Annotated in this window: 26 protein-coding genes; 18 read left to right on the top strand and 8 right to left on the bottom strand. The window is 68.0% G+C overall.

Going from position 1 to position 25,618, the window contains the following annotated elements; translation table 11 throughout:
• The first annotated feature begins 90 nt into the window (after positions 1-90).
• The 3 genes from SriyCCGPB3_RS03545 to SriyCCGPB3_RS03535 are packed head-to-tail and all read left to right on the top strand — an operon-like array spanning position 91 to position 1,463.
• On the top strand, positions 91-675 hold the full coding sequence (locus SriyCCGPB3_RS03545; RefSeq protein WP_110711111.1) for an RNA polymerase sigma factor: 585 nt from the start codon (positions 91-93) through the stop codon (positions 673-675).
• Positions 672-998 (top strand): hypothetical protein, encoded by a 327-nt coding sequence (locus SriyCCGPB3_RS03540; protein ID WP_110711110.1) that lies wholly within the window; start codon positions 672-674, stop codon positions 996-998. Before SriyCCGPB3_RS03545 ends, SriyCCGPB3_RS03540 begins: the two co-directional genes overlap by 4 nt.
• Positions 999-1,001: 3 nt before the next feature.
• Positions 1,002-1,463, top strand: a complete 462-nt coding sequence (locus tag SriyCCGPB3_RS03535) for a DUF3106 domain-containing protein (RefSeq protein ID WP_350259882.1) — start codon at positions 1,002-1,004, stop codon at positions 1,461-1,463.
• Positions 1,464-1,582: 119 nt separating this feature from the next.
• On the opposite strand, the gene SriyCCGPB3_RS03530 is transcribed toward SriyCCGPB3_RS03535, so the two are convergent.
• Positions 1,583-2,662, bottom strand: coding sequence for an NAD(P) transhydrogenase subunit alpha (locus SriyCCGPB3_RS03530; protein WP_110711108.1), 1,080 nt, complete (start codon positions 2,660-2,662; stop codon positions 1,583-1,585).
• Positions 2,663-2,714: 52 nt separating this feature from the next.
• Entirely contained in the window at positions 2,715-5,036 is a 2,322-nt protein-coding gene (locus SriyCCGPB3_RS03525; protein ID WP_350259881.1) for a DUF1631 domain-containing protein, read from the bottom strand.
• Positions 5,037-5,367: 331 nt separating this feature from the next.
• Between SriyCCGPB3_RS03525 and SriyCCGPB3_RS03520 the strand changes: the two genes are divergently transcribed.
• The 4 genes from SriyCCGPB3_RS03520 to SriyCCGPB3_RS03505 are packed head-to-tail and all read left to right on the top strand — an operon-like array spanning position 5,368 to position 8,222.
• Entirely contained in the window at positions 5,368-5,949 is a 582-nt protein-coding gene (locus tag SriyCCGPB3_RS03520; RefSeq protein ID WP_350259880.1) for a nitroreductase family protein, read from the top strand.
• A complete protein-coding gene (locus tag SriyCCGPB3_RS03515; protein ID WP_153856338.1) occupies positions 5,946-6,881 on the top strand; it encodes a 5'-3' exonuclease in 936 nt (311 codons plus the stop codon). Before SriyCCGPB3_RS03520 ends, SriyCCGPB3_RS03515 begins: the two co-directional genes overlap by 4 nt.
• Positions 6,878-7,432, top strand: coding sequence for an NUDIX hydrolase (locus SriyCCGPB3_RS03510; protein ID WP_110711105.1), 555 nt, complete (start codon positions 6,878-6,880; stop codon positions 7,430-7,432). Before SriyCCGPB3_RS03515 ends, SriyCCGPB3_RS03510 begins: the two co-directional genes overlap by 4 nt.
• Positions 7,425-8,222: an N-formylglutamate amidohydrolase gene (locus SriyCCGPB3_RS03505; RefSeq protein ID WP_324187342.1), complete on the top strand. Its 798-nt coding sequence runs from the start codon at positions 7,425-7,427 to the stop codon at positions 8,220-8,222. Before SriyCCGPB3_RS03510 ends, SriyCCGPB3_RS03505 begins: the two co-directional genes overlap by 8 nt.
• Before the next feature lie 312 nt (positions 8,223-8,534).
• On the opposite strand, the gene SriyCCGPB3_RS03500 is transcribed toward SriyCCGPB3_RS03505, so the two are convergent.
• On the bottom strand, positions 8,535-9,206 hold the full coding sequence (locus SriyCCGPB3_RS03500) for a DUF7716 domain-containing protein (RefSeq protein WP_110711103.1): 672 nt from the start codon (positions 9,204-9,206) through the stop codon (positions 8,535-8,537).
• Positions 9,203-10,621, bottom strand: a complete 1,419-nt coding sequence (locus SriyCCGPB3_RS03495) for an MFS transporter (RefSeq protein ID WP_153856337.1) — start codon at positions 10,619-10,621, stop codon at positions 9,203-9,205. Before SriyCCGPB3_RS03495 ends, SriyCCGPB3_RS03500 begins: the two co-directional genes overlap by 4 nt.
• Before the next feature lie 105 nt (positions 10,622-10,726).
• On the opposite strand from SriyCCGPB3_RS03495, the gene SriyCCGPB3_RS03490 reads away from it, so the two are divergent.
• The gene (locus SriyCCGPB3_RS03490; protein WP_110711101.1) at positions 10,727-11,611 is read left to right on the top strand and encodes a LysR family transcriptional regulator; all 885 of its coding nucleotides are present in this window, start codon (positions 10,727-10,729) and stop codon (positions 11,609-11,611) included.
• A gap of 167 nt (positions 11,612-11,778) precedes the next feature.
• Here the strand turns inward: SriyCCGPB3_RS03490 and pip are convergent, their stop codons facing one another.
• A complete protein-coding gene (pip, locus tag SriyCCGPB3_RS03485; protein ID WP_014646006.1) occupies positions 11,779-12,720 on the bottom strand; it encodes a prolyl aminopeptidase in 942 nt (313 codons plus the stop codon).
• 48 nt (positions 12,721-12,768) lie between these two features.
• Complete coding sequence (prmC, locus tag SriyCCGPB3_RS03480) at positions 12,769-13,626, bottom strand: peptide chain release factor N(5)-glutamine methyltransferase (RefSeq protein ID WP_153856336.1); 858 nt, start codon at positions 13,624-13,626, stop codon at positions 12,769-12,771.
• A gap of 322 nt (positions 13,627-13,948) precedes the next feature.
• On the opposite strand from prmC, the gene ahpC reads away from it, so the two are divergent.
• The 5 genes from ahpC to SriyCCGPB3_RS03455 all read left to right on the top strand — a co-directional run bounded on the left by ahpC (position 13,949) and on the right by SriyCCGPB3_RS03455 (position 18,913).
• Positions 13,949-14,512, top strand: coding sequence for an alkyl hydroperoxide reductase subunit C (gene ahpC, locus SriyCCGPB3_RS03475; RefSeq protein ID WP_014036055.1), 564 nt, complete (start codon positions 13,949-13,951; stop codon positions 14,510-14,512).
• Positions 14,513-14,737: 225 nt separating this feature from the next.
• Positions 14,738-16,330, top strand: coding sequence for an alkyl hydroperoxide reductase subunit F (gene ahpF, locus SriyCCGPB3_RS03470; RefSeq protein WP_153856335.1), 1,593 nt, complete (start codon positions 14,738-14,740; stop codon positions 16,328-16,330).
• Between the two features lie 85 nt (positions 16,331-16,415).
• Entirely contained in the window at positions 16,416-17,378 is a 963-nt protein-coding gene (locus tag SriyCCGPB3_RS03465) for a LysR substrate-binding domain-containing protein (protein WP_094000372.1), read from the top strand.
• Positions 17,379-17,501: 123 nt separating this feature from the next.
• Positions 17,502-17,906, top strand: a complete 405-nt coding sequence (gene rnk, locus SriyCCGPB3_RS03460) for a nucleoside diphosphate kinase regulator (protein WP_065722817.1) — start codon at positions 17,502-17,504, stop codon at positions 17,904-17,906.
• Positions 17,907-17,956: 50 nt separating this feature from the next.
• Positions 17,957-18,913 carry a transaldolase gene (locus tag SriyCCGPB3_RS03455; RefSeq protein WP_153856334.1) on the top strand — a complete coding sequence of 319 codons (957 nt, stop codon included), beginning with the start codon at positions 17,957-17,959 and terminating at the stop codon, positions 18,911-18,913.
• 573 nt (positions 18,914-19,486) lie between these two features.
• Here SriyCCGPB3_RS03455 and msrA read toward each other — a convergent pair.
• Together msrA and SriyCCGPB3_RS03445 are read right to left on the bottom strand one after the other, a co-directional pair.
• A complete protein-coding gene (gene msrA, locus SriyCCGPB3_RS03450) occupies positions 19,487-20,152 on the bottom strand; it encodes a peptide-methionine (S)-S-oxide reductase MsrA (protein ID WP_350260354.1) in 666 nt (221 codons plus the stop codon).
• A 30-nt stretch (positions 20,153-20,182) separates the two neighbouring features.
• On the bottom strand, positions 20,183-20,446 hold the full coding sequence (locus tag SriyCCGPB3_RS03445; protein ID WP_010481810.1) for a DUF2007 domain-containing protein: 264 nt from the start codon (positions 20,444-20,446) through the stop codon (positions 20,183-20,185).
• A 211-nt stretch (positions 20,447-20,657) separates the two neighbouring features.
• On the opposite strand from SriyCCGPB3_RS03445, the gene SriyCCGPB3_RS03440 reads away from it, so the two are divergent.
• The 5 genes from SriyCCGPB3_RS03440 (at position 20,658) to rlmM (ending at position 25,585) form a co-directional block, all read left to right on the top strand.
• Positions 20,658-22,406 carry a glutamine--tRNA ligase/YqeY domain fusion protein gene (locus SriyCCGPB3_RS03440; RefSeq protein ID WP_350259879.1) on the top strand — a complete coding sequence of 583 codons (1,749 nt, stop codon included), beginning with the start codon at positions 20,658-20,660 and terminating at the stop codon, positions 22,404-22,406.
• A gap of 43 nt (positions 22,407-22,449) precedes the next feature.
• Positions 22,450-23,103, top strand: a complete 654-nt coding sequence (locus SriyCCGPB3_RS03435; RefSeq protein ID WP_350259878.1) for a hypothetical protein — start codon at positions 22,450-22,452, stop codon at positions 23,101-23,103.
• A 50-nt stretch (positions 23,104-23,153) separates the two neighbouring features.
• Entirely contained in the window at positions 23,154-23,876 is a 723-nt protein-coding gene (locus SriyCCGPB3_RS03430; protein ID WP_350259877.1) for a DUF6348 family protein, read from the top strand.
• Between the two features lie 97 nt (positions 23,877-23,973).
• Positions 23,974-24,534, top strand: coding sequence for a nucleoside deaminase (locus SriyCCGPB3_RS03425; RefSeq protein ID WP_004154307.1), 561 nt, complete (start codon positions 23,974-23,976; stop codon positions 24,532-24,534).
• The gene (gene rlmM / locus SriyCCGPB3_RS03420; protein ID WP_110711094.1) at positions 24,518-25,585 is read left to right on the top strand and encodes a 23S rRNA (cytidine(2498)-2'-O)-methyltransferase RlmM; all 1,068 of its coding nucleotides are present in this window, start codon (positions 24,518-24,520) and stop codon (positions 25,583-25,585) included. Before SriyCCGPB3_RS03425 ends, rlmM begins: the two co-directional genes overlap by 17 nt.
• Positions 25,586-25,618 lie beyond the last annotated feature (33 nt).

Genomic DNA, 25,618 nt, shown 5'->3' with positions numbered 1-25,618 from the left:
GCTCCCGCTCTGTCTTCGTCGCCCCATCATAACCACGGGCTGAACCCACGCGCACCCGGCGTCAACCGCGGCGGCGCTCACGCGTTGTCGATGGTGAGCCCGAGCGAGGAACCGTACCCTGTGCTGGTGAGCAGCCCCGTCCCCCCGAGCGCCGAGACCGATGCCCTGCCGGCGTCGCTGGAGGCGTTCCTGGCCAGCGTCGGCCCGCGTGCGTTCCGCTTCGCCGAGGCCGGCCTGCGGCAGCGCGAAGACGCCATGGATGCGGTGCAGGACGCGCTGCTGCGCATGCTGGACTACGCCGACAAGCCGGCTGCCGAATGGGCGCCGCTGTTCTGGAGCATCCTGCGCCGGCGGGTGATCGACCTGCAGCGCCGGCGCCGCTTCCGCCTGCCGTTCTGGCGCGACAACCAGGACGCTGAAGGCGGCGAGATCGACTGGGCCGACCCCGGCCCGGACCCGGCGCAGGCGCATGAACAGCGCCAGCAGTACCAGCAGCTGGTGGACGCGTTGCGCCGCCTGCCCGCCCGCCAGCGCGAGGCCTTCACCCTGCGCGTGCTGCAGGACCTGGACGGGGCGACCACCGCCCGCGCCATGGGCTGCAGCGAAGGCGCGGTAAAAACCCATCTGGCACGCGCCCGCCAAGCGCTGCAGGATTACCTGGAGAACCACCCGTGAACCGCTCCCTGCCTTCCGATGACACCTTGCGCAGCCTGCACGCGCAGTCGCTGCAGGCGCTGTCGCCGGCAACGCTGGCCCGGCTGCGCCAGGCTCGCCACGGCGCCACGGCTGTCCATCGCGGGCGCTGGCGCTGGTGGCTGGCCAGTGCCTGTTCGCTGGTGGTGGCATTGGGGGTCGGCCTGCAGTTCAGCGGCCACGGCACCCTGACGGGCCCGGCGCCGGCACCGGTGCTGGCCTCGGTGGAAGACAACAGCGCGCTGTACGACGAAAATCCCGATCTGTACCTGTGGCTGGGCGATACCGACCTGGCGATGGAGTGAACCATGTCCCGACTGCATACCCTGCCACTGTTGTTGACCCTGGCGCTGCTGCCGGCCGTTCCGGCGCTGGCGCAGAGCACCGCGCCCGGCCCGGCCGCCCGCGCCGCGCCGAGCGCGCCGCTGCCGGCGTGGGAACACCTGAGCGAAGCGCAGCGCGAATCCCTGCTGGCACCGCTGCGCGACCGCTGGAACAGTGCCGATGCCGGCCAGCGCCAGCGCATGCTGTCACACGGCCAGCGCTGGCAGTCGATGAGCCCGGAGGAGCGCGACAAGGCCCGCCGTGGCCTGCGCCGCTTCGAGCACATGAACCCGGAACAGCGCGAGCAGGCACGTGCCCTGTTCGGGCAGATGCGGGACATGCCGCCGGAACAGCGCGACGCCCTGCGCGAGCGCTGGTCGCAGATGACGCAGGAACAGCGCAGGGACTGGGTGCGCGACAACCCGCCGCCGGTGAAGCCGCGGTAACGCCGCGAGGAACGGGGTCAGAGCCCTTTGCTGACGCAAAGGGATCCGACCCCTGGCAGATTCCGGGGAAAGGGGTCAGATCCCTTAGCCTACGGCAAAGGGATCTGACCCCATGTCACTCACGCCTGCCAGCGCGTCTTCGCCAGCAGCTCGTCTTCCCAGTCGAAACCCAGCTGGCCCTCGCGCACGAACAAAGCGACGAAGTTGAGCAGGTTGCGCGCATACATCTCGCTGGCCTGGGTCGCGCCGCGGCTGGCCAGGCCCAGCGGGCCGTCGATGGTCACGCCCTGGTGCTCGATGCACTGCCCCGGCTGGGTCAATGCGCAGTTGCCGCCGCTCTCCGCCGCCAGGTCCACGATCACGCTGCCGGTGGCCATGCCGTCCACCATCGCGGCAGTCACGATGGTCGGCGCCGGGCGCCCCGGCACGGCGGCGGTACAGATCACCACATCCACGCTGCGCAGGTGATCGGCCAGCCGGCGCTGCTGCTCGGCACGTTCCTCATCAGTCAGTGCGCGCGCATAGCCGCCCTCGCCCGCCGCACTCACCCCGAGATCGAGGAAGCGTGCGCCCAGCGACTGGATCTGCTCACGGGTTTCCGGACGCACATCAAAGCCCTCCACCTGTGCGCCGAGACGACGTGCGGTGGCGATGGCCTGCAGGCCGGCCACGCCAGCACCGATCACCAGAACCTTGGCTGGACGTACGGTACCGGCCGCGGTGGTCAGCATCGGGAAGAAACGCGGCGCGCGCTCGGCCGCGATCAGCGCCGCCTTGTAGCCGGCCATGCCGGCCTGCGAACTGAGCACGTCCATCGCCTGCGCGCGCGTGGTGCGCGGCAGCTGCTGCAGTGGGAACAGGTGCAGGCGGTCGCCAGCGGCCAGTGCCGCAAGTGCCGGATCGCTGGCCGGGGTCAGCAGGCCGATCACGCTGGCAGCGGGCTTGAGCTGCTCCAGCACCGCCACCGGCGGTGCCTGCACGCACAGCAGGATATCGATCTCGGCCCAGCGACCTTCATCGAAAACGCGCGCACCGGCGTCGTCATAGGCAGCATCGGTAAATCCCGCCGCCAGACCGGCGCCGGCCTCATACCAGACGGTGATGCCCAAGGCACCGAGCTTGCGCGCGGTCTCCGGCGTCAGTGCCACGCGCCGTTCGCCCGGCGCGGTCTCCTTGATCCCCAGCAACGCCACGGCCATGCAGGTCCCCGCTGATCGGTGAGTTTTCCCGATCCTAGCAGGCAGCCACGGCTCAGTGCAGTGTTGCGCTGCCCGGGTCCAGCCGATCGATCACGCCCTGCATGGCGCTGTCGAAGGCACCGTCATCCACGTGGGCGCGCAGGCGGCCCAGCCGCACCATCACCGCCAGTTCTTCCGGCGAGGCCACGCAGAAGCGTACGCCACGGCGGTTGACGAACAGCAGTCGCGAGGAGATCGGGCTGACCCAGGACAGCTTGCCGGCCTGCACCTTGCCGTCCTTGTCGACGAAGTCCAGCCAGTTGCCGATTTCCATGCGGCGGAAGCGGTCGGCGTCGGCGTTGTCGAAGTCATCGGCGTCGATCTGCCCGCTCAACTCCACCGCCGGCGATTCAGCGACTGGCGGTGCCGGCAGTGCGACCTGCGGCAGTTCCGGCAACGCGCGCTGCAGTTCCGGCCGCGATTCAGCAATGCCCTGCAGGGTGTCGTGCAGGGCGTCAATGGCGCCGGTAGCGGCATCACCGTGCACGCCGACACTGGCGAAGACCTTGCTCAGCACCGGCTGCCAGGCCTGCAGCCACGGCTTGCCGACGATCTGGCGGCGGGCCTCGGCCACTTCCTCAAGCAGACCGTCGCCCAGGCTCAGCGCTTCGGTCACCGACGCGCCCTCCTCGCCCTCGCGCAGCAGCGCCAGGGTCAGGTGGTGCTGCCACGGCTGGCGCAGGAACTCGGCGATGGCCGGCGGCAGGTTCGCGTCACCGATGCGGCGATCCAGTTCGGCGCCGGCACGGGTGCGGGCCATTTCCAGCTTTTCCTGGCCGCGCTGCGTTTCAGCGGCGCGACGCTCGGCGATTTCCACGCGGCGGCGATGCTGCACGAGGAATTCGCGGAACTCTTCTTCCAGGGTCAGGAAGATCGCCAGGTTCTCGTTGAACTCGGCCACCAGGCGTTCGATGATCTCCTCGACCTTGGCCATCAGCATGCGCTCGGCCTGGCTTTCGCCGGTATTGCCCTCGCAGGCTTCGGCCAGCGAGTTGAGCAGCTTGCGGGCCGGGTGGGTCTTCTGCACGAACATGCGGCGGTCGAGCATCGCGACCTTGACGAAGGGCACGACCAGGCGGCCGATCAGCTCGCGCGAGCGACCTTCCAGTTCGCGTTCGTCCAGCATCACGTCGAACAGCATGCCGACCAGATCGATCGCATCTTCGTCCTGCGGGTCCAGCCGGGTCTGGCCCGGATCGACGCCGAGGCGGGTGGCGCTGGACAGCACTTCGCTCTTCAGCCGCTGCGCCAGTGATTCGCCGTCCTCGCCGATCGCCGCACGCAGGGTCGCGCTGGGCGTGGCCTGCAGCAGCGACAGCACCGACATCATCTCGCGCTGGCTCAACGGGCGGTGCTGGCCAACCGCGACCTGCGCGGCCGAGGTGGCGTCTTCGCGGACATGACGGGTCTGCTGCAGCAGCTCATGCAGTGCTTCCAGCAGCATCCCCTGCTGGCCCGCATACGCCTCGCTGCTGCCACCGTCTTCGCCCGGCAGGTGCTGCTGCATGTGGCCACGACGCTCGGACCAGCGCGCGGCGAAGCGCTGCGCCCAGGCCGGTGCGGCCTGTTCCTCATCGCCGAATTCGCTGTCGAAGCCCGCGCTCTGGCGCTGCTCCACCAGATCGTCCAGGCCCGAGGCCATGCGCGGGTCGGGCGCAGCCGACAGCGGACGCTGCGGCGTCCCCATCTGCGACATCACCCCGGCCGCGGCCAGTTGTTCGTCGAGCTTCTCGTAAATACGGCCCACCGGCACACGCAGGTCACGCTCGCACAGCTTGATCAGCACCAGGTGCACTTCCGGGGCCAGTTCGCAGCCGGCAAAGGCTTCATGGATGGCAACACCCAGATGCTCGGGGCTGATCGGATTGCGGTCGGCATCCAGTTCAGCGCCGCCGATCAACCGGCCCAGGCGACGGTCGAGGCGCGCCAGCACCGGCTTGAAGTCGCGCAGCAGCACGGTGGCGAAGTTGCGTACCGCCAGCCGCGATTCCAGCACGTGTTCCGCCAGCAGGCTCAGGCCGTCCTCGGCCGGACCGGACAGGGTCGCTTCGGCCGACAACGGTTCACCGCTGGCCAGCGCCTCCCAGGCCCGCTGCAGGTGGCCGGCGAAGGCGGCGGCGATGTCCTCGCGGCGGCGGCGCAGTTCGCGCATTGCATCCAGGAACAGCAGCTGCGACGAGCCAGCATTGCCGGCGCGGTCGAACAGGGCATCGTCGAAGCGCGCCAGTGCGGCCCCGAACGCCTGGCACAGCGCCGGCAGGACCATGTCCCGGGCACGCTGGAGCTGGGCCGGGTCACGCCCCGGCGATCCCATCGGTGTGGGCACGCTCATCATTCGGGAAGGCTCCCCACCTTCTCTGGTACGACAGACAGCATGGACATCGCGACGACCGGTACACCCCATGTACCGGTATGTCGATGGTAGGCCGGCCAGCCCGTCGCGGACAGTGAAACAGTCCTCACTTCAAACCTCATGACCGGCGGCCCGGCAAGATAGATATCGTAAGCCGTGCAAGGCCTGCGAGGCGAGGGGAAGCGGTCGTCCGTTTCCCGCCAGTGGCATGACGTTCATCACAGTTTGATATTCAAGGTCCGGACGCGACACAAACGGCGTCTTTGACCACCCCGACTATAATCAAATACCCGTGATGACCGGTTCAGACTCCATGCCCGACCCCGCCGCCCTGCTCGCCCTGGATGCCCGCCGCTCAGTGCCCTCGCGGCAACTGGGCGAGCCTGGACCGGACCCGGCCACCCAGCAGCGGATGCTGGCCTCGGCGGTGCGTGTGCCCGACCACGGCAAGCGCGTGCCCTTCCGCTTCCTGAAGATCGCCGGCGATGCACGTCACACTCTGGGCGACTTCCTGGCCGAGCGAAGCCGCCAGCGCGACCCGCAGGCTGGCGAGGCGGTGTTCGAGAAGGACCGCCAGCGTTTCAGCCATGCGCCGCTGGTGATCGTGGTGGTGGCCAGCCCGCGTCCGGACCCGAAGGTGCCCGAGCAGGAACAGCTGATGACCGCCGGCTGCGTCTGCTTCGCATTGCTGCAGGCCGCGCAGGCGCTGGGCTTCGGCGCGCAGTGGCTGACCGCCTGGATGGCCTTCGATCCAGTCGTGCAGGCCCATCTGGGCCTGGCCGAGGGCGAGCGGATCGCCGGTTTCATCCACATCGGTACACCCAAGGCCGCCGTGCCCGAGCGCGAGCGCCCCGACCCGGTGGCCCTGCTGCGCGACTGGACGCCGCCGGCATGACCCTGCCGGCTCCGCCGCCGTCGCTGTACCTGGTTGATGCCAGCATCTACGTGTTCCGCGCCTGGCATTCGCTGCCAGACCAGTTCCAGGACGCGCAGGGCTGGCCGACCAACGCCGTGCACGGCTTCGCCCGCTTCCTGCTCGATCTGCTCGAACGCGAGCGTCCGCAGCACATCGCCATCGCCTTCGACGAAGCACTGGACAGCGGCTTCCGCCATCGCCTGTATCCGGCCTACAAGGCCAACCGTGACCCGGCGCCGGAAGCGCTCAAGCGCCAGTTCGTGCACTGCAAGGCCTTGTGCGCGGCACTCGGCCTGGCCGTCCTGGCCCACCACGAGTACGAGGCCGACGACCTGATCGGCAGTGCGCTGCACGTGCACCGTGGCAGCCATCGCGGGGTGATCATCTCCGCCGACAAGGACCTGTCGCAGCTGCTGCTCGACCACGACGAGCAGTGGGACTACGCGCGCAACCAACGCTGGGACGTGGCGGGCGTGAAGGCGCGGCACGGCGTGCACGCGCACCAGATCGCCGACTACTTGGCGCTGTGCGGCGATGCTGTGGACAACATTCCGGGGGTCAGCGGTGTCGGCAGCAAGTCCGCCGCCGTGCTGCTGGCCCACTTCGGCAGCATGGATGCGCTGTACGAACGCCTGGACGAAGTGCCGTTCCTGCGCCTGCGCGGCGCCGCACAGATGGCGGTGCGCCTGCGCGAGCAGCGCGAGCACGCCCAGCTCTGGCGCCAGCTGACCACCATCGCCCTGGACGCGCCGCTGGAGGGCAGCCAGCCTGGGCTGCTGCGCCAGGCCGCCGACCCGGAGCTGCTCGGCGGCCTGTGCCAGACCCTGCGCTTCGGCCCGATGACCCGCCGCCGGCTGTTCGATGCCGCCGGCGTGGCCGACCCTCTTCCCACCCACAGCGAGCCCGCATGAGCCAGCGCAACACCGAAGCCCCGCGCGTCGTCTATGAAGGCAAGTACCAGCGCATGCTGGTGCGCGGCACCTGGGAATACAGCGAACGCACCCACGCCGGTGGCCTGGCGGCGATCATCATCGCCGTCACCCCCGAGGACAACGTGCTGTTCGTCGAACAGTTCCGCGTGCCGTTGCAGGCCCCGACCATCGAGATGCCGGCCGGCCTGGTCGGCGACATCGATGCCGGCGAGTCGATCGAAGTCTCGGCTGTGCGCGAACTGGAAGAAGAAACCGGCTGGACCGCCGATCACGCCGAAGTGCTGATGATCGGCCCGACGTCGTCCGGTGCCAGCAGCGAGAAGATCGCCTTCGTACGCGCCACCGGCCTGCGCCGGATCGGCGAAGGTGGCGGCGATGACAGCGAAGACATCACCGTGCACGAGATTCCGCGCGCGCAGGCGGCGGCGTGGCTGGTGCAGAAGATGGGCGAAGGCTACGAGCTGGATGCCAAGCTGTGGGCCGGCCTGTGGATGATCGAGCACCACCTGGACGGGCGCCCGCGTGGCTGACGCCGACCTGCATGCACTGCCGGCGCTGCTTGGCGCCGATGATCCGGCAATCTACGCGATCCACCGGGCGCAGGGCGCGTCGCCGTACCTGCTGCTGGCCGACCACGCCGGCCAGCAGGTGCCGCGTGCCCTCGCCGGCCTGGGCTTGCCGCAGGTCGAACTGGATCGCCACATCGGCTGGGACATCGGCATTGCCGGCACCACCCGCGCACTGGCCGAACGGCTGGATGCCTGGGCAATCGAACAGACCTATTCGCGGCTGCTGATCGACTGCAACCGCCCGCTGGCCTCGCCCACACTGATCCCGGACGTGAGCGACCACACCGTGGTCCCGGGCAATGCCGGGCTGTCGGCGGCGCAGCGGCAACAGCGCATCGATGCGATCCACGCGCCGTACCACGCACGCATCGACGCGGAACTGGACGCACGCCGCGATGCCGGTCGCCCTACCCTGCTGGTGATGATGCACAGCTTCACGCCAACGATGAACGGCATGCAGCGGCCGTGGCATGCCGGCGTGCTGTACCACCAGGACACGCGGTTCGCGCATGCACTGCTGCAGGCACTGCGCGATGAAGGCGACCTGGTGGTGGGCGACAACGAACCGTATTCGGTCAGCAGCACCAGCGACTACGCGGTGCCGGTGCATGGCGAAGGCCGCGGGCTGGTGCATGTGGAACTGGAGATCCGCCAGGACCTGATCGCCGATGCCGCCGGGCAGCAGGCATGGGCGGAGCGGCTGGCGCGGATCTTCGGCGCGCTGCAACCGCAGCTGCTGGCCGCCGGGTGATTTACCCAGGCTTGGTAGTGCCGGCCGCTGGCCGGCAACTGCAATGATTCAACGGACCCGGGGTTGCCGGCCAGCGGCCGGCACTACCGCAATTCGGGCGCATCCATCCACGGGAACGGCTTGAACCCGTGCACCTGCACGGTCGCACCGGTGGCGTCGAAGTCATCCTTGGGAGCGGCTGGCGCGGATCTTCGGCGCGCTGCAACCGCAGCTGCTGGCCGCCGGGTGATTTACCCAGGCTTGGTAGTGCCGGCCGCTGGCCGGCAACTGCAATGATTCAACGGACCCGGGGTTGCCGGCCAGCGGCCGGCACTACCGCAATTCGGGCGCATCCATCCACGGGAACGGCTTGAACCCGTGCACCTGCACGGTCGCACCGATCGCTTCGAACTGATCCTTGATCGCCTGCGCACGGCGACGATCCAGCGCTTCACCCAGCACCAGCGGCAACGCGCGGCAGCACGCCAGCGCCTCGCCCACCGGCATCTCCAGCAGGCGCGCCACGCGCTGCGCAGCGGCCTTCAGCTGGTCTGCCGGGCATGCCACCAGGCACAGGTCGAACGAAGCGAAGATGCCTTCGCCCACCCCTGCCTCGCGCGCCGCCGCCAGTGCTTCAGCACCCGCTTCGCCCAGGGCCTCGTCGATACCCTCGACCTGCTGGAATGCGTCGTACTCGGCGTAGTAGGCCAGCGCCTGCGCGTAGTCCTGCAGCGACGACAGCGGGCGTTGCCGCTTCTGCACATCCAGCACGTCGGCAAACGTGGCCGGCTCCAGATACGGGAACAGCCCCATCGCTGCCGAAGCGGCCGACCGCTCGCCGTCGTCATCCAGCGCTTCATCACTGGATGACGGCAACCACAACCGTGCCGCCAGCAGGTCCTCGTCGCTCGCCATCACCCAGCCGAAGGCATTCCACACCGCATCGTCATCGTTGCAGGCAGCGAAGGCATGCAGGGTCTGTTGCAGGTCCAGCAGTTCGATCATGCGTCGGTGCTCAGGCAGGGAGTCGCTGCCGAGTCTACCGGCGCCGGGCGCAGGCCCAGCGCGATCACCACGCCGAGCGCGGCGAACAGCGCAGCGCCGTACTGTGCGTTGACCATGCCCTGCAGGGCATCCGGGCTGGTTGCCGCCTGCGTGCCGCGCGCAGCGTTGGCGATCATCACCAGTACCGCCAGTCCCAAGGCGCCGCCGATCTGCTGGGCAGTGGCCGCCATGCCGGACGCAACGCCTTGCTGCGGCCCCGGCACGCCCTGCCCGGCCACGATCCACATCGCCGTCCAGCTCATGCCCTGGCCGACGCTGAGCACCACGATGCCCGGCAACAGCGGCCAGTAGCTGGCGCCATGCGGCATCGCCAGCGCCACTGCGGCGATGCCGACGGCACCTGCGGCGAAGCCCCAGGCCAGCACCTGCCGTGGCGAACGGCGCTGCAGCATGCGTTCGGCAATCCGGATGCCGAAGGTGCACACCAATGTCGGCAGCAGGAAGGCCATACCGGCCTGCAGCGGGCTCCAGCCATAGCCATCCTGGAAGTAGAGCGCCAGGAAGTAGTACTGCACGCCATAGCTGCTCATGAAGGCGAAGGTCAGGCCGAGTGCCGCGCGCAGGCCGGGCAGGCGCAGCAGCGCAAACTGCATCAGCGGGTCACGGCTGCGCTTTTCGATCTGTACGAACACCGTCAACAGTACGGCTGAAAGCAGCAGGCAGATGAGCGTGGCCGGCGCCGTCCAGCCCCACTCCGGCCCTTGCACCAGGGTGGTCACCAGCAGGCTGCCGCCGGCCGTGACGGTGAGGCAACCGGCCAGATCGAATGAACGGCCCCGCACCCGTGGACCATCGGCCGGCAACCACGCACCGGCTGCGACCGCGCACGCCGTGGCCAGCGGCACGATCACCGCCAGCACCGCCGGCCAGCCGAACGCCTGGGTCAGCACGCCACCGAGCAGCGTGCCCAGCGCCAGGCCGACCGCGCTGGCCATGCTCCAGATCGCCAGCGCGCGGTTGCGCACCGGGCCTTCCGCGTACAGCGTGTTGATCAGCGCCAGCGTGGCCGGGAACAGCAACGCGGCACCGATACCCTGCGCCGCGCGCGCGATGATCAACAGCGTGGCGTTCGGCGCCAGCGCACCGAGCAGCGAGGCCAGCGCGAACAGCAGCATGCCCAGCCGGTAGAAGCGGCGGCGGCCGATCAGGTCGGCGGCGCGCCCGCCCAGCAGCAGGCTGCCGCCGAAGGCCACGGTGTAGGCACTGACCACCCATTGCAGCTGCTGCGCGTTGATCTGCAGCGCGCGGCCCATGTCATGCAGGGCAACGAAGATGATGGTGGCATCCAGGGCAATGATCAGCTGGGCGGTGGCCAGCAGGGTCAGCGCCCAGCGCGGGTATTTGAGGGGAGGCATCGGCGGTCTGGCGCGGTGGGGGAGCGCAGTCTCATTGATGCGAGCCAATCAATAAACCCCTCCCCGACCATATCTGTCATGATTTTCGGCATGAATGGAGCTTCGATGGACCTCAATGCGGTGCGCATGCTGGTGCAGGTGGCCGAAGCGCGCAGTTTCACCGTGGCCGCCGGCCAACTGGGCCTGAGCCAGTCCGGCCTGTCGCGCGCGATCGGGCGGCTGGAAGCCACGCTGGGGGTGAAGCTGCTGCAGCGGAACACCCGCAACGTGGCGCTGACCCCGGATGGCCGCCAGTTCGTGGAACAGGTGTCGCCGCTGCTGGCCGGCCTGGACGATGCCGAGCGGCAACTGGCCGACCGCCCGTGCACGCCCTCGGGCACGTTGAAGATCAGTGCGCCGTCGATGTTCGGGCGCAAGGTGCTGGTGCCGATGCTGGCGCCGTTGCTGCAGCAGCATCCGCAGCTGCAGGTGGAAGCGGTGCTCAGCGACCGCCTGGTCGATCTGGTCGAGGAAGGCTTCGATGCCGCGCTGCGCACCGGCGTCATCGCCGACCAGCGCATCGTCGCGCGGCCCTTGCGGCCGCTGCGCTGGGTGACGGTGGCCAGCCCGGGCTATCTGGCCCGTTGTGGCGCACCGGACGATGTGGCCGCGCTGCAGGATCATGCCTGCCTGGCGGTGCGCAACCTGCGCAGCGGCCGGCTGGTGGACTGGCAGTTCCTGCAGCACGGGCAACTGCGTGAGTTCACGCCCCCGACGCGGATGGTGTTCGACAGCGGCGATCCGCTGGTGGAAGCGGCCATCGCCGGCATCGGCATCGTGCAGGTGATGGATTTCGCCGTGGCCGACGCCTTGGCCGATGGCCGCCTGCAGCGCGTGCTGCAGCCGTTTGAAGGCCGCAGCCGTGCACTGTCACTGATCTATCCGCCCTCGCGGCAATGCTCGCCAAAGCTGCAGGTACTGGCCGACGCGTTGCTGGCTGGGGATTGGTAGCGCCGGCCGCTGGCCGGCGCCTGCGTGGATCCAACCGTTTCCGGGTTGCCGGCCAGCGGCCGGCACTACCGGGCTGCGGTAGATCCACGCCGTGCGTGGATGGGGTTGCGGCTCGGGGTCAGAGCCCTTTCCGCGGGAAAGGGATCCGACCCCTGGGCAATCAACGATCAGGCGAAGCTATCGGTGGCGCGCACCAACGCGTCCACGTTCTCGGCCTCGAACGCCGAGTGACCCGAAGCCGGGGTGATTTCCAGCTTGGCCTTCGGCCACACCTTGGTCAGGTCCCAGGCATTGGCCAGCGGGCAGACCACGTCGTAGCGGCCGTGCACGATCACGCCCGGAATATCGGCGATGCGGTGGGCGTCGCGCAGCAGCTGGTCTTCCACCTCGAAGAAGCCGCCGTTGACGAAGTAATGGTTCTCGATGCGGGCAAAGGCCAGCGCGAAGTGCGGGTCTTCGTGGCTGTTGATGAAGTCATCATCGACGTGCAGGAAGCTGGTCGCGCCTTCCCACACCGCCCACGCCTTGGCCGCTTCCAGGCGGGTGGTTTCGTCGTCGCTGGTCAGGCGGCGGTGGAAGGCCGAGATCAGGTCATGACGCTCCACCGAAGGAATCGGCTTGAGGTAATGCTCCCACGCATCCGGGAACAGGCGGTTGGCGCCTTCCTGGTAGAACCATTCCAGCTCCCAGCGACGCAGCATGAAGATGCCGCGCAGGACCAGTTCGGTCACGCGCTGCGGATGGGTTTCGGCATAGGCCAGTGCCAGGGTCGACCCCCAGCTGCCGCCGAACACCTGCCAGCGATCAACCTTGAGGTGCTCGCGCAGCTTCTCGATATCGGCGACGAGGTCCCAGGTGGTGTTGTCCACCAGGTCCGCGTGCGGGGTGGAACGGCCGGCACCGCGCTGGTCGAACAGGATGATGCGGTACTTGGACGGGTCGTGGAACTGGCGCATCTTGTCGCTGCAGCCGCCGCCCGGGCCACCGTGCAGCATCACCACCGGCTTGCCATCCGGGTTGCCGCACTGTTCGAAGTACAGCGTGTGGCGGTCGTCGACCTTCAGGGTGCCGACGTCGTAGGGGGTGATGGCGGGGTACAGCGTACGCATGCTTGCAGCTCCAGGGTGATGCCCTGCCGGGGCAGGAGAACCTCCATTCTAGGCCGGACGCCGGCCCAGGGTGATGCGGTCGCGCTGCTCCAGGTCCTGCGCGGTCTGCACCTCCGCAAAACCCGCAGCGTCGAACAGCGCGCGGATCGCCACGCCCTGGTCCCAACCGTGCTCGATCAGCAGCCAACCGCCGGGCAGCAGGTGGGCCAGGCCACCGTCGACGATGCCGCGGATGTCATCCAGCCCGTCCACGCCGGAGGCCAGCGCGGTGGCCGGTTCGAAGCGCAGGTCGCCCTGTGCCAGGTGCGGATCGTCGCTGGCGATGTACGGCGGGTTGCTGGCGATCAGGTCGAACCGCGCGCCCTGCAGCGGCGCATACCAGTCCTGCCCGCCCTCGGCGAAGCGGACGTTGCGCAGTTCATGGCGGGCGGCATTGCGCGCGGCCACGGCCAGCGCACCCGGGCTGGCATCGGTGGCCAGCACCTGCGCCTGCGGCCGTTCGCTGGCCAGCGCCAGAGCGATCGCACCGCTGCCAGTGCCGAGGTCGGCCAGCTGCAGCGCCTGGTCTGATGGCAGGCGCTCCAGCGCCAGCTCGACCAGCAGTTCGGTTTCCGGCCGCGGGATCAGCGTGGCCGGGTCGACCTCCAGGTCCAGCGTCCAGAAACCGCGGCGGCCGGTCAGGTAGGCCACCGGCTCGCCGGCCACGCGGCGGGCCAGCAACGCTTCGAAGGCGGCCTGGTCGGCGGCGGCCAGCGGATCGGTGGCATGCGCGAACAGCCAGCTGCGCGGGCGGTCCAGCACGTGCAGCAGCAGTAGTTCGGCCTCGTGGCGGGCCTCGACGCCGCCAAGGCGGGCACTGGCCTCGGCCACGATCTGGCGCAGGGAGGGTTCGGGTTGGAAAGACATGCCGCAATTGTAGAGCCGAGCCCATGCTCGGCTGCTCCACCCGCAGCCGAGCATGGGCTCGGCTCTACAAAAGCTGGAATCCGTTCAGGTTTCGCCAGAGGGCATAAGGAGGGGCTATCGGCCGCATTCTGCGCCTCCGGGAGCTTTCCCTTGTCACACAGGCAGTTGCAGGATGAGGGCGGCAAGGTTCAGTGCCGGCTCATGGGATTTTGATAGACTCCATCTATCAAATAGATGCAATCAATGGATTGTTCTTATCGCGAGCGAATCGGTAACCTAGGTCCTGTCGATTCACCCACTCCCCTTCACCAGAGGAAAAACGATGTCCCTGATCAACACCCAGATCCAGCCGTTCGAAGCCAACGCTTACCACAATGGCGAGTTCATCAAGGTTTCCGACAACAGCCTGAAGGGCCAGTGGTCCGTCCTGATCTTCATGCCGGCCGCCTTCACCTTCAACTGCCCGACCGAGATCGAAGACGCCGCTGACCACTACGCCGAGTTCAAGAAGGCCGGCGCCGAGGTCTACATCGTCACCACCGACACCCACTTCTCGCACAAGGTGTGGCACGAAACCTCGCCGGCCGTCGGCAAGGCCCAGTTCCCGCTGGTCGGCGACCCGACCCACCAGCTGACCCGCGCCTTCGGCGTGCACATTGAAGAAGAAGGCCTGGCCCTGCGCGGCACCTTCATCATCAACCCGGAAGGCGTGATCAAGACCCTGGAGATCCACTCCAACGAGATCGCCCGTGACGTCGCCGAGACCCTGCGCAAGCTGAAGGCTGCCCAGTTCACCGCCGCCAACCCGAACCAGGTCTGCCCGGCCAAGTGGAAGGAAGGCGAGAAGACCCTGACCCCGTCGCTGGACCTGGTCGGCAAGATCTAAGGCAGTACCGGCCTGCCGTGGCCCCACGCCACGGCGCGCCCTTCATCCCCGTGCCGGTCCCCCCGCCGGCGTGGGGGTGAACCCAAGACAGCCAACGCTCGCCCGCCTTGGCCAGCCAGCCCCTTCCACGGTCGCTGTCTTGGGTTCACCCCTACCCCCTGCTGGTCCGCTACCTTCTACAGCGGTGCCACGCCCCCTGTTTGCCTGAAGCCAGGAGATGACCCGATGTTGGACGCCAACCTGCAGTCGCAGCTGAAGACCTATCTGGAGCGCGTGACCCGCCCGATCCAGATCACCGCGCACGCCGACGACGGCGCCAAGTCGCAGGAAATGCTGGAACTGCTGCAGACCCTGGAAAGCCTGTCGGACAAGATCTCGCTGCAGGTGCTGCGCGATGGCCAGGGCCGCGTGCCGTCCTTCGACCTGGGCACCCCGGGCCAGGACATCCGCCTGACCTTCGCCGGCCTGCCGATGGGCCACGAGTTCACCTCGCTGGTGCTGGCGCTGCTGCAGGTCGGCGGCCACCCGTCCAAGGCCACCGCCGAGCTGATCGAGCAGGTGCAGAACCTGGAAGGTGAATACAAGTTCGAAACCTACTTCTCGCTGTCCTGCCAGAACTGCCCGGACGTGGTGCAGGCGCTGAACCTGGCCGCGGTACTCAACCCGCGCATCCAGCACGTGGCCATCGACGGTGCCCTGTTCCAGGACGAAGTCGAGCAGCGCGAGATCATGTCGGTGCCGACCGTGTACCTCAACGGTGAAGTGTTTGACCAGGGCCGCATGACCCTCGAGCAGATCGTGGCCAAGCTGGACACCAATGCCAGCAAGCGCGATGCCGAGAAGATCGCGGCCAAGGACGCCTTCGACGTGCTGGTGGTGGGCGGTGGCCCGGCCGGTGCGGCAGCGGCGATCTATGCTGCACGCAAGGGCATCCGCACCGGCATCGCCGCCGAGCGTTTCGGTGGCCAGGTGCTGGACACCATGGCGATCGAGAACTTCATTTCGGTGAAGGAGACCGAAGGCCCGAAGCTGGCCACGGCGCTGGAACAGCACGTGCGCGAGTACGAGGTGGACATCATGAACCTGCAGCGCGCCAGTGCGCTGGTGCCGGCCGGCGACGACGGCCTGGTGCAGGTGCAGCTGGAGAACGGCGCGGTGCTGAAGTCGCGCTCGGTGATCCTGTCCACCGGCGCGCGCTGGCGGCAGATGAACGTGCCGGGCGAAGACCAGTACCGCAACAAGGGCGTGGCCTACTGCCCGCACTGCGATGGCCCGCTGTTCAAGGGCAAGCGCGTGGCGGTGATCGGCGGCGGCAACTCCGGCGTGGAAGCGGCCATCGACCTGGCCGGCATCGTGTCGCATGTAACCCTGCTGGAGTTCGATTCCAGCCTGCGCGCCGATGAAGTGCTGCAGAAGAAGCTGCGCAGCCTGGCCAACGTCACCGTGCTGACCAGCGCACAGACCACCGAAGTGCTGGGCGACGGCAGCCGTGTCACCGGCCTGGTCTACAAGGACCGCGTCGGCGGTGATGCCCACCGCGTCGAGCTGGAAGGCATCTTCGTGCAGATCGGCCTGCTGCCCAACACCGAGTGGCTGAAGGATGTGGTGGCGCTGTCGCCGCGTGGCGAGGTGGTCATCGACGACCGCGGCCAGACCAACCTGCCAGGCGTGTTCGCTGCTGGCGATTGCACGACGGTACCCTACAAGCAGATCATCATCGCCATGGGCGCCGGTTCGACCGCCGCACTGAGCGCGTTCGACCACCTGATCCGCTCGTCGGTGAGCAGCAGCAGCGGTGCCGTTGCTGAAGCTGCCTGATCCACCGTTCCCAGATCACCGGGAACATTGTCTGCCTGTCGGGTAACCATGCCGTCAGCCGGTCCGTTACCCCTGGGGTGTAAGGATGAACCTACGTGATCTGAAGTACCTGGTAGCCCTGGCCGACCACAAGCATTTCGGCCGGGCTGCCGCCTCCTGCTTCGTCAGCCAGCCGACGCTGTCCACGCAGATCCGCAAGCTGGAAGAAGAGCTGGGCCTGCCGCTGGTGGAACGTGCACCGCGCAAGGTGATGCTGACCCCGGCCGGCCAGGAAGCAGCAGCACGGGCACGGGTGATCGTGTCCGAAGTGGAACAGCTGAAGGAAGCGGCGCGACGCAGCCGCGATCCGGAAGCCGGTACGGTGCGCCTGGGGATCTTCCCGACCCTCGGCCCGTACCTGCTGCCGCATGTGATTCCACGCATCCGCGATCGCTTCCCGGAGCTGGAACTGCTGCTGGTCGAGGAAAAGAGCGATGTGCTGCTGGATCGCCTGCGCGAAGGCAAGCTAGACGCTGCACTGCTGGCCCTGCCGGTGATCGACGACCAGCTGCATGCCGAGTTCCTGTTCGAGGAACCGTTCCTGCTGGCCGTGTCCGGGCGCCACCCGTTGGCCCGTCGCGAACACCTGGACGTGCAGGAACTGGCCACGCAGAAGCTGCTGCTGCTGGAAGATGGCCATTGCCTGCGCGACCAGGCGCTTGAAGTCTGCCGCCTGTTCGGTGCCAACGAGAAGTCCGAGTTCCGCGCCACCAGCCTGGAAACGCTGCGGCAGATGGTCGCCGCCGACGTCGGCATCACCCTGCTGCCGAGCCTGTCGGTGCAGCCGCCGGTGCCGCGCTCGAACAACATCCGCCTGCTCGATTTCACCGGCGAAGGTCGTCCCAGCCGCCGCATCGCCATGATCTGGCGGCGCAGCTCGGCCATGAACGACTTCCTGATGGAGCTGGCCGACCAGTTCAAGCGCCTGCCGCAGGCGCTGTTCACGCTGGAGGCGCTCAATGCCGCCAGCGATGCACCCGCCCTGCCCGGCCCCGCGCTGAACGGCTGAACCCCCGCAACACCGGCCTGGAATCGGCAGGAGTCGATTCCGGCCGCATTTGTCCCCACAATACAGACAGGCGGCGCCAGCAGGTGCCGCCTTTTGCATGGCTTTCAACCAAGGAGCTTCACCATGAACACCGCCAGCGGCCTGCCGCCGTCGATCACCGTTTCTACCTTCGACATGGACCGCCTGGACGCCATGCTCGAATCCCCTGCGCTGAGCCAGACGCCTGCCGCGCTCGCGCTTGCTGAAGAACTCAACCGTGCCACCGTGCTGGCACCGGACCAGATTCCCGAAGGCATCGTCATGATGCATTCGCGCGTGGAGTGCGAAGATGAAGTGTCGGGCGAGAAGCACGTCCTGACCCTGGTCTTCCCCCGCGAAGCCAACGTCGATGAAGGCAAGGTTTCCGTGCTGGCCCCGGTCGGCAGTGCCCTGCTCGGCCTTTCGATCGGCCAGAGCATCGACTGGAACGCGCCCGGCGGCCGCAAGCTGCGCCTGCGCGTGACCGCGGTCCACAACGACCGCCCCTGATTACCGCTGCGCACCGCGCGCGATTCGATCCCCCTGCACCAGGAGCCGTAATGAGTACCCCGTCCAAACTGTCCCAGCTGCGCGAACTGTCCGTGGTCGTTGCCGATACCGGTGACTACGAGGCGATCAAGCGCCTGCAGCCGGTGGACTGCACCACCAACCCGACCCTGGTGAAGAAGGCGCTGGACCTGCCGGTCTACGCCGAGCTGATCGAACGCGAACTGGCCTGGGGCCGCCAGCAGAGTGGCGACCGCGAAGCGGTGGTGCACGCCGTGGCCGACCGCCTGACCATCGGCGTCGGCGCGCTGCTGAGCACGCTGGTGCCGGGCCGCGTGTCCACCGAAGTGGATGCCGACCAGGCCCACGACACCGCTGCCACCGTAGCCAAGGCCCGCCAGTTCATCCAGATGTACGCCGATGCCGGCGTGCCGCGCGAGAAGATCCTGATCAAGATCGCCGCGACCTGGGAAGGCGTGGAAGCCGCGCGCATCCTGCAGGCCGAGGGCATCGACTGCAACCTGACCCTGATCTTCAACCCGACCCAGGCGCTGGCCTGCAGCGAAGCCGGCGCGTTCCTGATCTCGCCGTTCGTCGGCCGCATCCTGGACTGGTACGTGGCCAACGGCCAGACCCCGGCCAACATCGATGAAGACCCGGGCGTGAAGTTCGTGCGTGGCGTGTATGCCGAATTCAAGCGCCGCGGTTCGCCGACCGTGGTGATGGGCGCCTCGTTCCGTTCGACCGCGCAGATCGAAGCGCTGGCCGGCTGCGACCGCCTGACGATTTCGCCGGACCTGCTGGAGAAGCTGGACGCCGACCACGGCGAGCTGCCGCGCAAGCTGGTGGCCGGTGCGGCGGATGGCGCGACGGTGGCCCCGATCGATGCCGCGAAGTTCGCAGCTGACCTGGCGGCCGATCCGATGGCGACCGAGAAGCTGGCGACCGGCATCGATGCATTTGCCAAGGATCTACAGGCGCTGCGCGAGCGCATTCGTTCGGAACTGTGAGGATTCCGGCCAACGGCTGAGCCCCTCGTGGCGGGGGCTTGGTCGCGAACTGCGTGGAGCAAAAGCCGCGCTGGGTCGGGCGGGTTGGGTTCGCGGGGGACGCCGTGAACCCATCCATGGGGGCTTGGCCGCGGCATCCATGCCGCGGACACCCCCGCGAACCCAACCCGCCCGCCCTCTGACAGTTTTCTGTGGCCGGCCGCCACGGAAGAAAGAAAGAAGAGCAACAGCGGGTCGCGCGCTTCGCTTGCTCGCAGCCGAGCATGGCTCGGCTCTACAGGAAGCAGAAGCAAAAAAGAAAAAGGACGCGGCGAAGGCCGCGTCCTTTTTCTTTTCTTTCAGTTCGTCAGTAACCCATGCTCTTGCCCACCGTCACCGGGAAACTGTCGGAGGTGGGGCGGTGTGGGTGGGCAGGACCGTTGGCGCCATGGATGGCGCCATCGAGCCCCCAGGGACGGGTTTACGGCGTGTCCTGCCCACCCACACCGCCCCGCCCAACCCGCAGAAACCCAGAACCGCTTTGGCTGTTGACGTTGATTTTGACGTTGCCCGCCGCAGGCGGACCACCGCGCGTCAGCGCGGCGCCTCCACATCCAGCCCGATCGGGCAGCTCACGCCGGTGCCGCCGATACCGCAGTAGCCGTTCGGATTCTTCGCCAGGTACTGCTGGTGATAGTCCTCGGCGTAGTAGTACTCCGGTGCCGGGTACACGATCTCGGTGGTGATCGGGCCGTAGCCGGCCGCATCCAGCTGCGCCTGGTAGGCCTCGCGGCTGCCCAGCGCGGCAGCGTACTGCGCCTCGTCGGTGGCATGGATCGCCGAGCGGTACTGGGTGCCGGTGTCGTTGCCCTGGCGCATGCCCTGGGTCGGGTCGTGGCTTTCCCAGAACAGCTGCAGCAGCCGCTCCAGGCTCACCACCGCCGGGTCGAACACCACCTGCACCACTTCGGTGTGGCCAGTCAGGCCCGAGCAGACCTCTTCATAGGTCGGGTTCGGGGTGATGCCGCCGGCATAGCCCACCGATGTGCTGTACACGCCCGGTTCGGTCCAGAACTTGCGCTCGGCGCCCCAGAAGCAGCCCAGCGCGAAGCGGATCTGCTGCAGGCCGGCGAAACGGTCCTTCAGCGGATGGCTGTTCACGAAGTGCTGGTTGCTGTGCAGCGGCAGCGGTTGGTCACGCCCCGGCAGTGCTTCTTCCGGGCGCGGCAGGCGCTGCTTGAAGGCGCCGATGCCGAGGATGCCCTGGCCAATTCCCAACATGATGCGCTCCTACGCCGGAAGGCCGGCTATGTCGTCTGCATCGGAAATGGGGGCGTCCGGCGCGTGGCCCAAGTCCAGCGCCGCCACGATGTCCTCGGCCTGCGGCCGCGCCGCGTCGGGGATCCCGACCCGCAGCACGCCGAACAGCGGCAGCTCGCCCATGCCGCCCAGCAACGACTCGCCGAACACGAAGGCCGGGATGCCAGCATCCTCCAGCGCGTGCTTGACCAGGTGGGCGTCGAACAGGTTGTCGGCCTTGTACACGATGTGCATGCGGCAGCTCCGTGGGAGAGAGTTCCAGCATACGCCGGGGGGCTGAATGGTGGTGGTGACGGCGCATGACCGTTCTGCCGGCCTGCGGTCGGCGCTGCCGGAAGATGGGTGGGTAGTGCCGGCCGCTGGCCGGCATCCCCACGCCCCACCGGGCAGCCCTGCCCGGTACGCGCTAGACTGTTGGTCTTTCTGCCTTTCTTTTCGCCGACTCATGTCCGAGCACACCCCCGCCAGCCCCGAGACCCCCGCCGACAGCCACGAAAAGCGCGATTTCATTCGCCAGATCGTGCGCGAGGACCTGGCCAGCGGAAAGCACCAGGCGATCAAGACCCGTTTCCCGCCGGAACCGAACGGCTACCTGCACATCGGTCATGCCAAGTCGATCTGCCTGAACTTCGGCATCGCCGGCGAGTTCAGCGGCCTCTGCAACCTGCGCTTCGACGACACCAACCCGGCCAAGGAAGACCCGGAATACGTGGCCGCAATCCAGGACGACGTGCGCTGGCTGGGCTTCAGCTGGAACGAGCTGCGCCACGCCTCGGACTACTTCCAGACCTATTACCTGGCCGCCGAGAAGCTGATCGAACAGGGCAAGGCCTATGTCTGCGACCTGTCGGCCGAGGAAGTGCGCGCCTACCGTGGCACGTTGACCGAACCGGGCCGCCCGTCGCCGTGGCGCGACCGCAGCGTCGAGGAGAACCTCGACCTGTTCCGCCGCATGCGTGCCGGTGAGTTCCCGGATGGCGCGCGCACCCTGCGAGCGAAGATCGACATGGCCAGCGGCAACATCAACCTGCGCGATCCGGCCCTGTACCGCATCAAGCACGTCGAGCACCAGAACACCGGCAATGCGTGGCCGATCTACCCGATGTACGACTTCGCCCATGCGCTGGGTGATTCGATCGAAGGCATCACCCACTCGCTGTGCACGCTGGAATTCGAAGACCACCGCCCGCTGTACGACTGGTGCGTGGACAACGTCGATTTCGCGCACGACGACGCGCTGACCCAGCCGCTGGTCGATGCCGGCCTGCCGCGCGAAGCCGCCAAACCACGCCAGATCGAGTTCTCGCGCCTGAACATCAACTACACGGTGATGAGCAAGCGCAAGCTGATGGCGCTGGTCACCGAGCAGCTGGTGGACGGCTGGGAAGACCCGCGCATGCCGACCCTGCAGGGCCTGCGCCGCCGTGGTTACACCCCCGCCGCGATGCGCCTGTTCGCCGAGCGCGTGGGCATCAGCAAGCAGAATTCGCTGATCGACTTCAGCGTGCTGGAAGGCGCGCTGCGCGAAGACCTGGACAGTGCAGCGCCGCGCCGCATGGCGGTGGTCGACCCGGTCAAGCTGGTGCTGACCAACCTGCCGGAAGGCCATGAAGAGCAGCTGACCTTCAGCAACCACCCGAAGGACGAGAGCTTCGGCAGCCGCGAAGTGCCGTTCGCACGCGAAGTGTGGATCGACCGCGAGGACTTCGCCGAAGTGCCGCCGAAGGGTTGGAAGCGCCTGGTGCCGGGTGGCGAAGTGCGCCTGCGCGGCGCCGGCATCATCCGCTGCGACGAAGTAATCAAGGATGCCGACGGCACCATCACCGAACTGCGTGGCTGGCTGGATCCGGAATCGCGTCCGGGCATGGAAGGCGCCAACCGCAAGGTCAAGGGCACCATCCACTGGGTCAGCGCCGTGCATGGCGTGCCGGCCGAGATCCGCCTGTACGACCGCCTGTTCTCGGTGCCGAACCCGGACGACGAATCGGAAGGCAAGACCTACCGCGATTACCTCAACCCGGAATCGCGCCGCACCGTCACCGGCTATGTCGAGCCGGCCGCGGCCAGCGCTGCGCCGGAGCAGTCGTTCCAGTTCGAGCGCACCGGCTACTTCGTCGCCGACCGCCGCGACCACACCGAGGCCAAGCCGGTGTTCAACCGCAGCGTGACCCTGCGCGACACCTGGTCGGCCTGAGGACCTGCGCGGGCGCCGGGAAGGCGCCCGCACGAATCCGACGATGATCACCGCCCTCTCCGCCCTGCTCTGGTTCATCTCGCAGCATCCGCTGCTGACGTTCTTTGCAGCGATGGTGCTGGCCGGGCTGGTCTCGTGGTGGCGGCGCTTTCCGGGCTACGCCATCGTGGTGTTCCCGCTGGCGATGCTCAACATCTTCCTCGGCCACTTCCTCAACGCCGCCTTCCTCAACGTGGTGGGCGAGCGTGGTGAAGCGGTGATCGTCAAGGCCGAGCAAACCAACTCCACGCTCAACGAGCAGTACATCTGGCGCTACGAAGCGGTGCTGCGCACTGCCGAAGGGCGCGATGTGGAGGTGGTGTTCCACACCAATACCGCTTCGCTGTGGCCGCTGGAAAACGCCATCCGCATCCCGGCGCAGAACCAGCCATTCGTGGTGAAGTACACGCCGGGCTTCCCGCGCAACTTCGTCATCCTCACCAACGAATCGCCGCACGGCATCGCGCAGGCCCGTGCCAGCGCGCGCGAGCGCGTGGAGGTGGCGGCACGCAAGCTGCATTTCAGCCCGGGCAATGCCGATTTCCGCGCGGACTATGGCCGCGAGCTGGAAACCTGGCTGCGCGACCACGGCAACGATCCGCAACAGCAGCCCGACGCGCAGCGATATCGCGCCGAACTCGACGCGCTCGACCACTAGATCCCCAGGCCCTGCCTGGATGTTCCACCCCATCCATCCACAGGCCTGACATGACCACGACCTCCGCCGCTCTCCTCCCGCTGCTGCAGCAGGTCCTGCAGGACGCCGGCATCGCCTGCCGCGCCGACGGCGGCGCGCTGCTGCTGGACAGCGGCCTGCGCCTGACCCCGCACGCGATGGCCGCGCACGCGAGCGACAACGGCGGCTGGCAGACCTCCACCGTCATCGAGGCCCAGCATCCGGTGTTGTTCGCCGATGGCCTGTTCGAGTACCAGCACGCCAACGGTGCCGATGAGCAGGCGTCGCTGCTGTCCGGCTTCCAGGCCTGGGTGCGGGTGGACCTGGCGACGCTGCAGACCGCCGTCGGCGCCGCAGACGCGCAGGGCCTGCCGATGTTGGGCCTGACCTATCCGGGCGCCGACGAAGGCGAAGAACTGCAGCGCACCGTGGTGCTGGGGCCGCTGGCGCACTACCGCGCACAGGAGGTGGATGCCTCCACCTGCAGCGAGGACGACCACGGTTCCTGCCCCTGCTGCCTGTTCACGCGCAGCATGGAGGCCTTCGATGAGCTGCTGAAAGCCCGCCAGTTCCTCGCCATCCGCCTGTTCGCCTCGCGCGATGCCGACGGCCTGTGCGAGGCCGATTGCCGGGTCAACGGCCACGACTTCGCCGCCGCCCTGCCCCCGCTGCGCGCCTACGCGGCCAGCTGGCCGCAGGCTGGGCTGGAATTCCGCAAGCAGTACGTGGTGATCCGCACCGGCTCGCCGGGCTGACCCGCCGCCACACCCGATACAGGCCGGTGCGGCTACACTGCGCGCCGGTTTCCCAAGCAACCGCACCTTCTTCCATTCCCTACGAGGCACCCCCGCGATGCTGTACGCGCAAGTCCACCTGACCCTTCCCGCCTGGATCCACGACCAGATCGACCTGGATCGTCGATATCCGGGCGATGAGGCCAAGGTCGCGCTGGCGATCGAGCTGTCGCGGCTGAACGTCGAGCACGCCAGTGGCGGCCCGTTCGGTGCGGTGGTGTTCGGCCCGGATGACAAGGTGATCGCCGCCGGCGTGAACCGGGTGATGCCGCACGCGACCTCGCTGGCGCACGCCGAGAACATGGCCTACATGCTGGCCCAGCAGCGCCTGCAGACCCCGCGCCTGAACGCGGTACTGTCGCCGGTCACCCTGGCCACCAGCTCGCAGCCGTGCTGCCAGTGCTACGGCGCCACCGTGTGGGCCGGCATCGACCGCCTGCTGATCGGTGCCAACTCGGCCGACGTCGAAGAGCTGACCCCGTTCGACGAAGGCCCGCTGCCGGCCGACTGGGTGGGTGAACTCAACAAGCGCGGCATCGAAGTGGTGCAGGGCCTGAACCGCGACGCCGCGCGCAGCGTGCTGCGTGCCTATGGGGAAAGCGATGGCGCCCGTTACTGAGACCGGCATCGGCCTGCTGTGCCTGTGCCGGCAGGGCTTCGAGCCCGAGCTGGCCGGCGAACTGCAGTTCCGCGCCGGTGAAGCCGGTTTCGCCGGTTATGCGCGCACCCAGCGCAATGATGGCTACGTGCTGTTCATGTGCGACGAAGCTGCGGCACTGGCACCGCGCCTGCGCTGGCGCGAACTGATCTTCGCGCGGCAGAAGCTGGTGGTGCTGGCCGAGCTACCACAACTGGACCCGGCCGACCGCATCACCCCGATGCTGGAGGTGCTGGCCGATGCGCCGCGCTTCGGCGACCTGTGGGTGGAACATCCCGATTCGGACGCCGGCAAGCCGCTGTCCGGGCTGGCCCGTGCCTTCGGCAACGCGCTGCGCCCGGCGCTGCGCAAGGCCGGCAAGCTCACCGACAAGCCGAACGACCGCCTGCCGCGCCTGCACGTGGTGTTCGTCGACGGCACCCATGCCTTCGTCTGCGTGGCCGACCCGGCCGACAGCGCACCATGGGCACTGGGCATTCCGCGATTGAAGCTGCTGCCCGAAGCGCCTTCGCGTTCGGCGCTGAAGCTGGACGAAGCACTGCTGACCCTGCTGACGCCGGAAGAACGCGAAGCGCTGGCCAGGCCCGGCATGCGCGCGGCCGACCTGGGTGCCGCACCGGGCGGCTGGACCTGGGTGCTGACCCGCCAGCACATGCACGTACTGAGCATCGACAACGGCCCGTTGCGCCAGCATGTGCTGGACACCGGCCTGGTCGAGCACCTGCGCGCCGATGGCTTCCACTGGCACCCGGAACAGCCGCTGGACTGGATGGTCTGCGACATGGTCGAGCAGCCGCGCCGCGTGGCCGAACGCATGGCCACCTGGTTCCGCGAAGGCTGGTGCAGGCACGCGATCTTCAATCTGAAGCTGCCGATGAAGAAGCGCTGGGACGAGACCCGGCTGTGCCTGGACCTGTTCCAGGACCAGGCCGGCAAGCCGCTGGTGGTGCGTGCCAAGCAGCTCTATCACGACCGTGAAGAGATCACCGTGCTGGCCTCGCCGCTGCGCTGATCCGTCATCGGCGGCACAGGTTGCCGGGAGTAC

It is taken from the genome of Stenotrophomonas riyadhensis (assembly GCF_040256885.1).
In the GTDB taxonomy this organism is placed as follows: Bacteria; Pseudomonadota; Gammaproteobacteria; order Xanthomonadales; family Xanthomonadaceae; genus Stenotrophomonas; species Stenotrophomonas riyadhensis.
The sequence above is the reverse complement of the archived record's forward strand: the minus strand, read 5'-3'. Positions and strand labels throughout refer to the sequence as shown.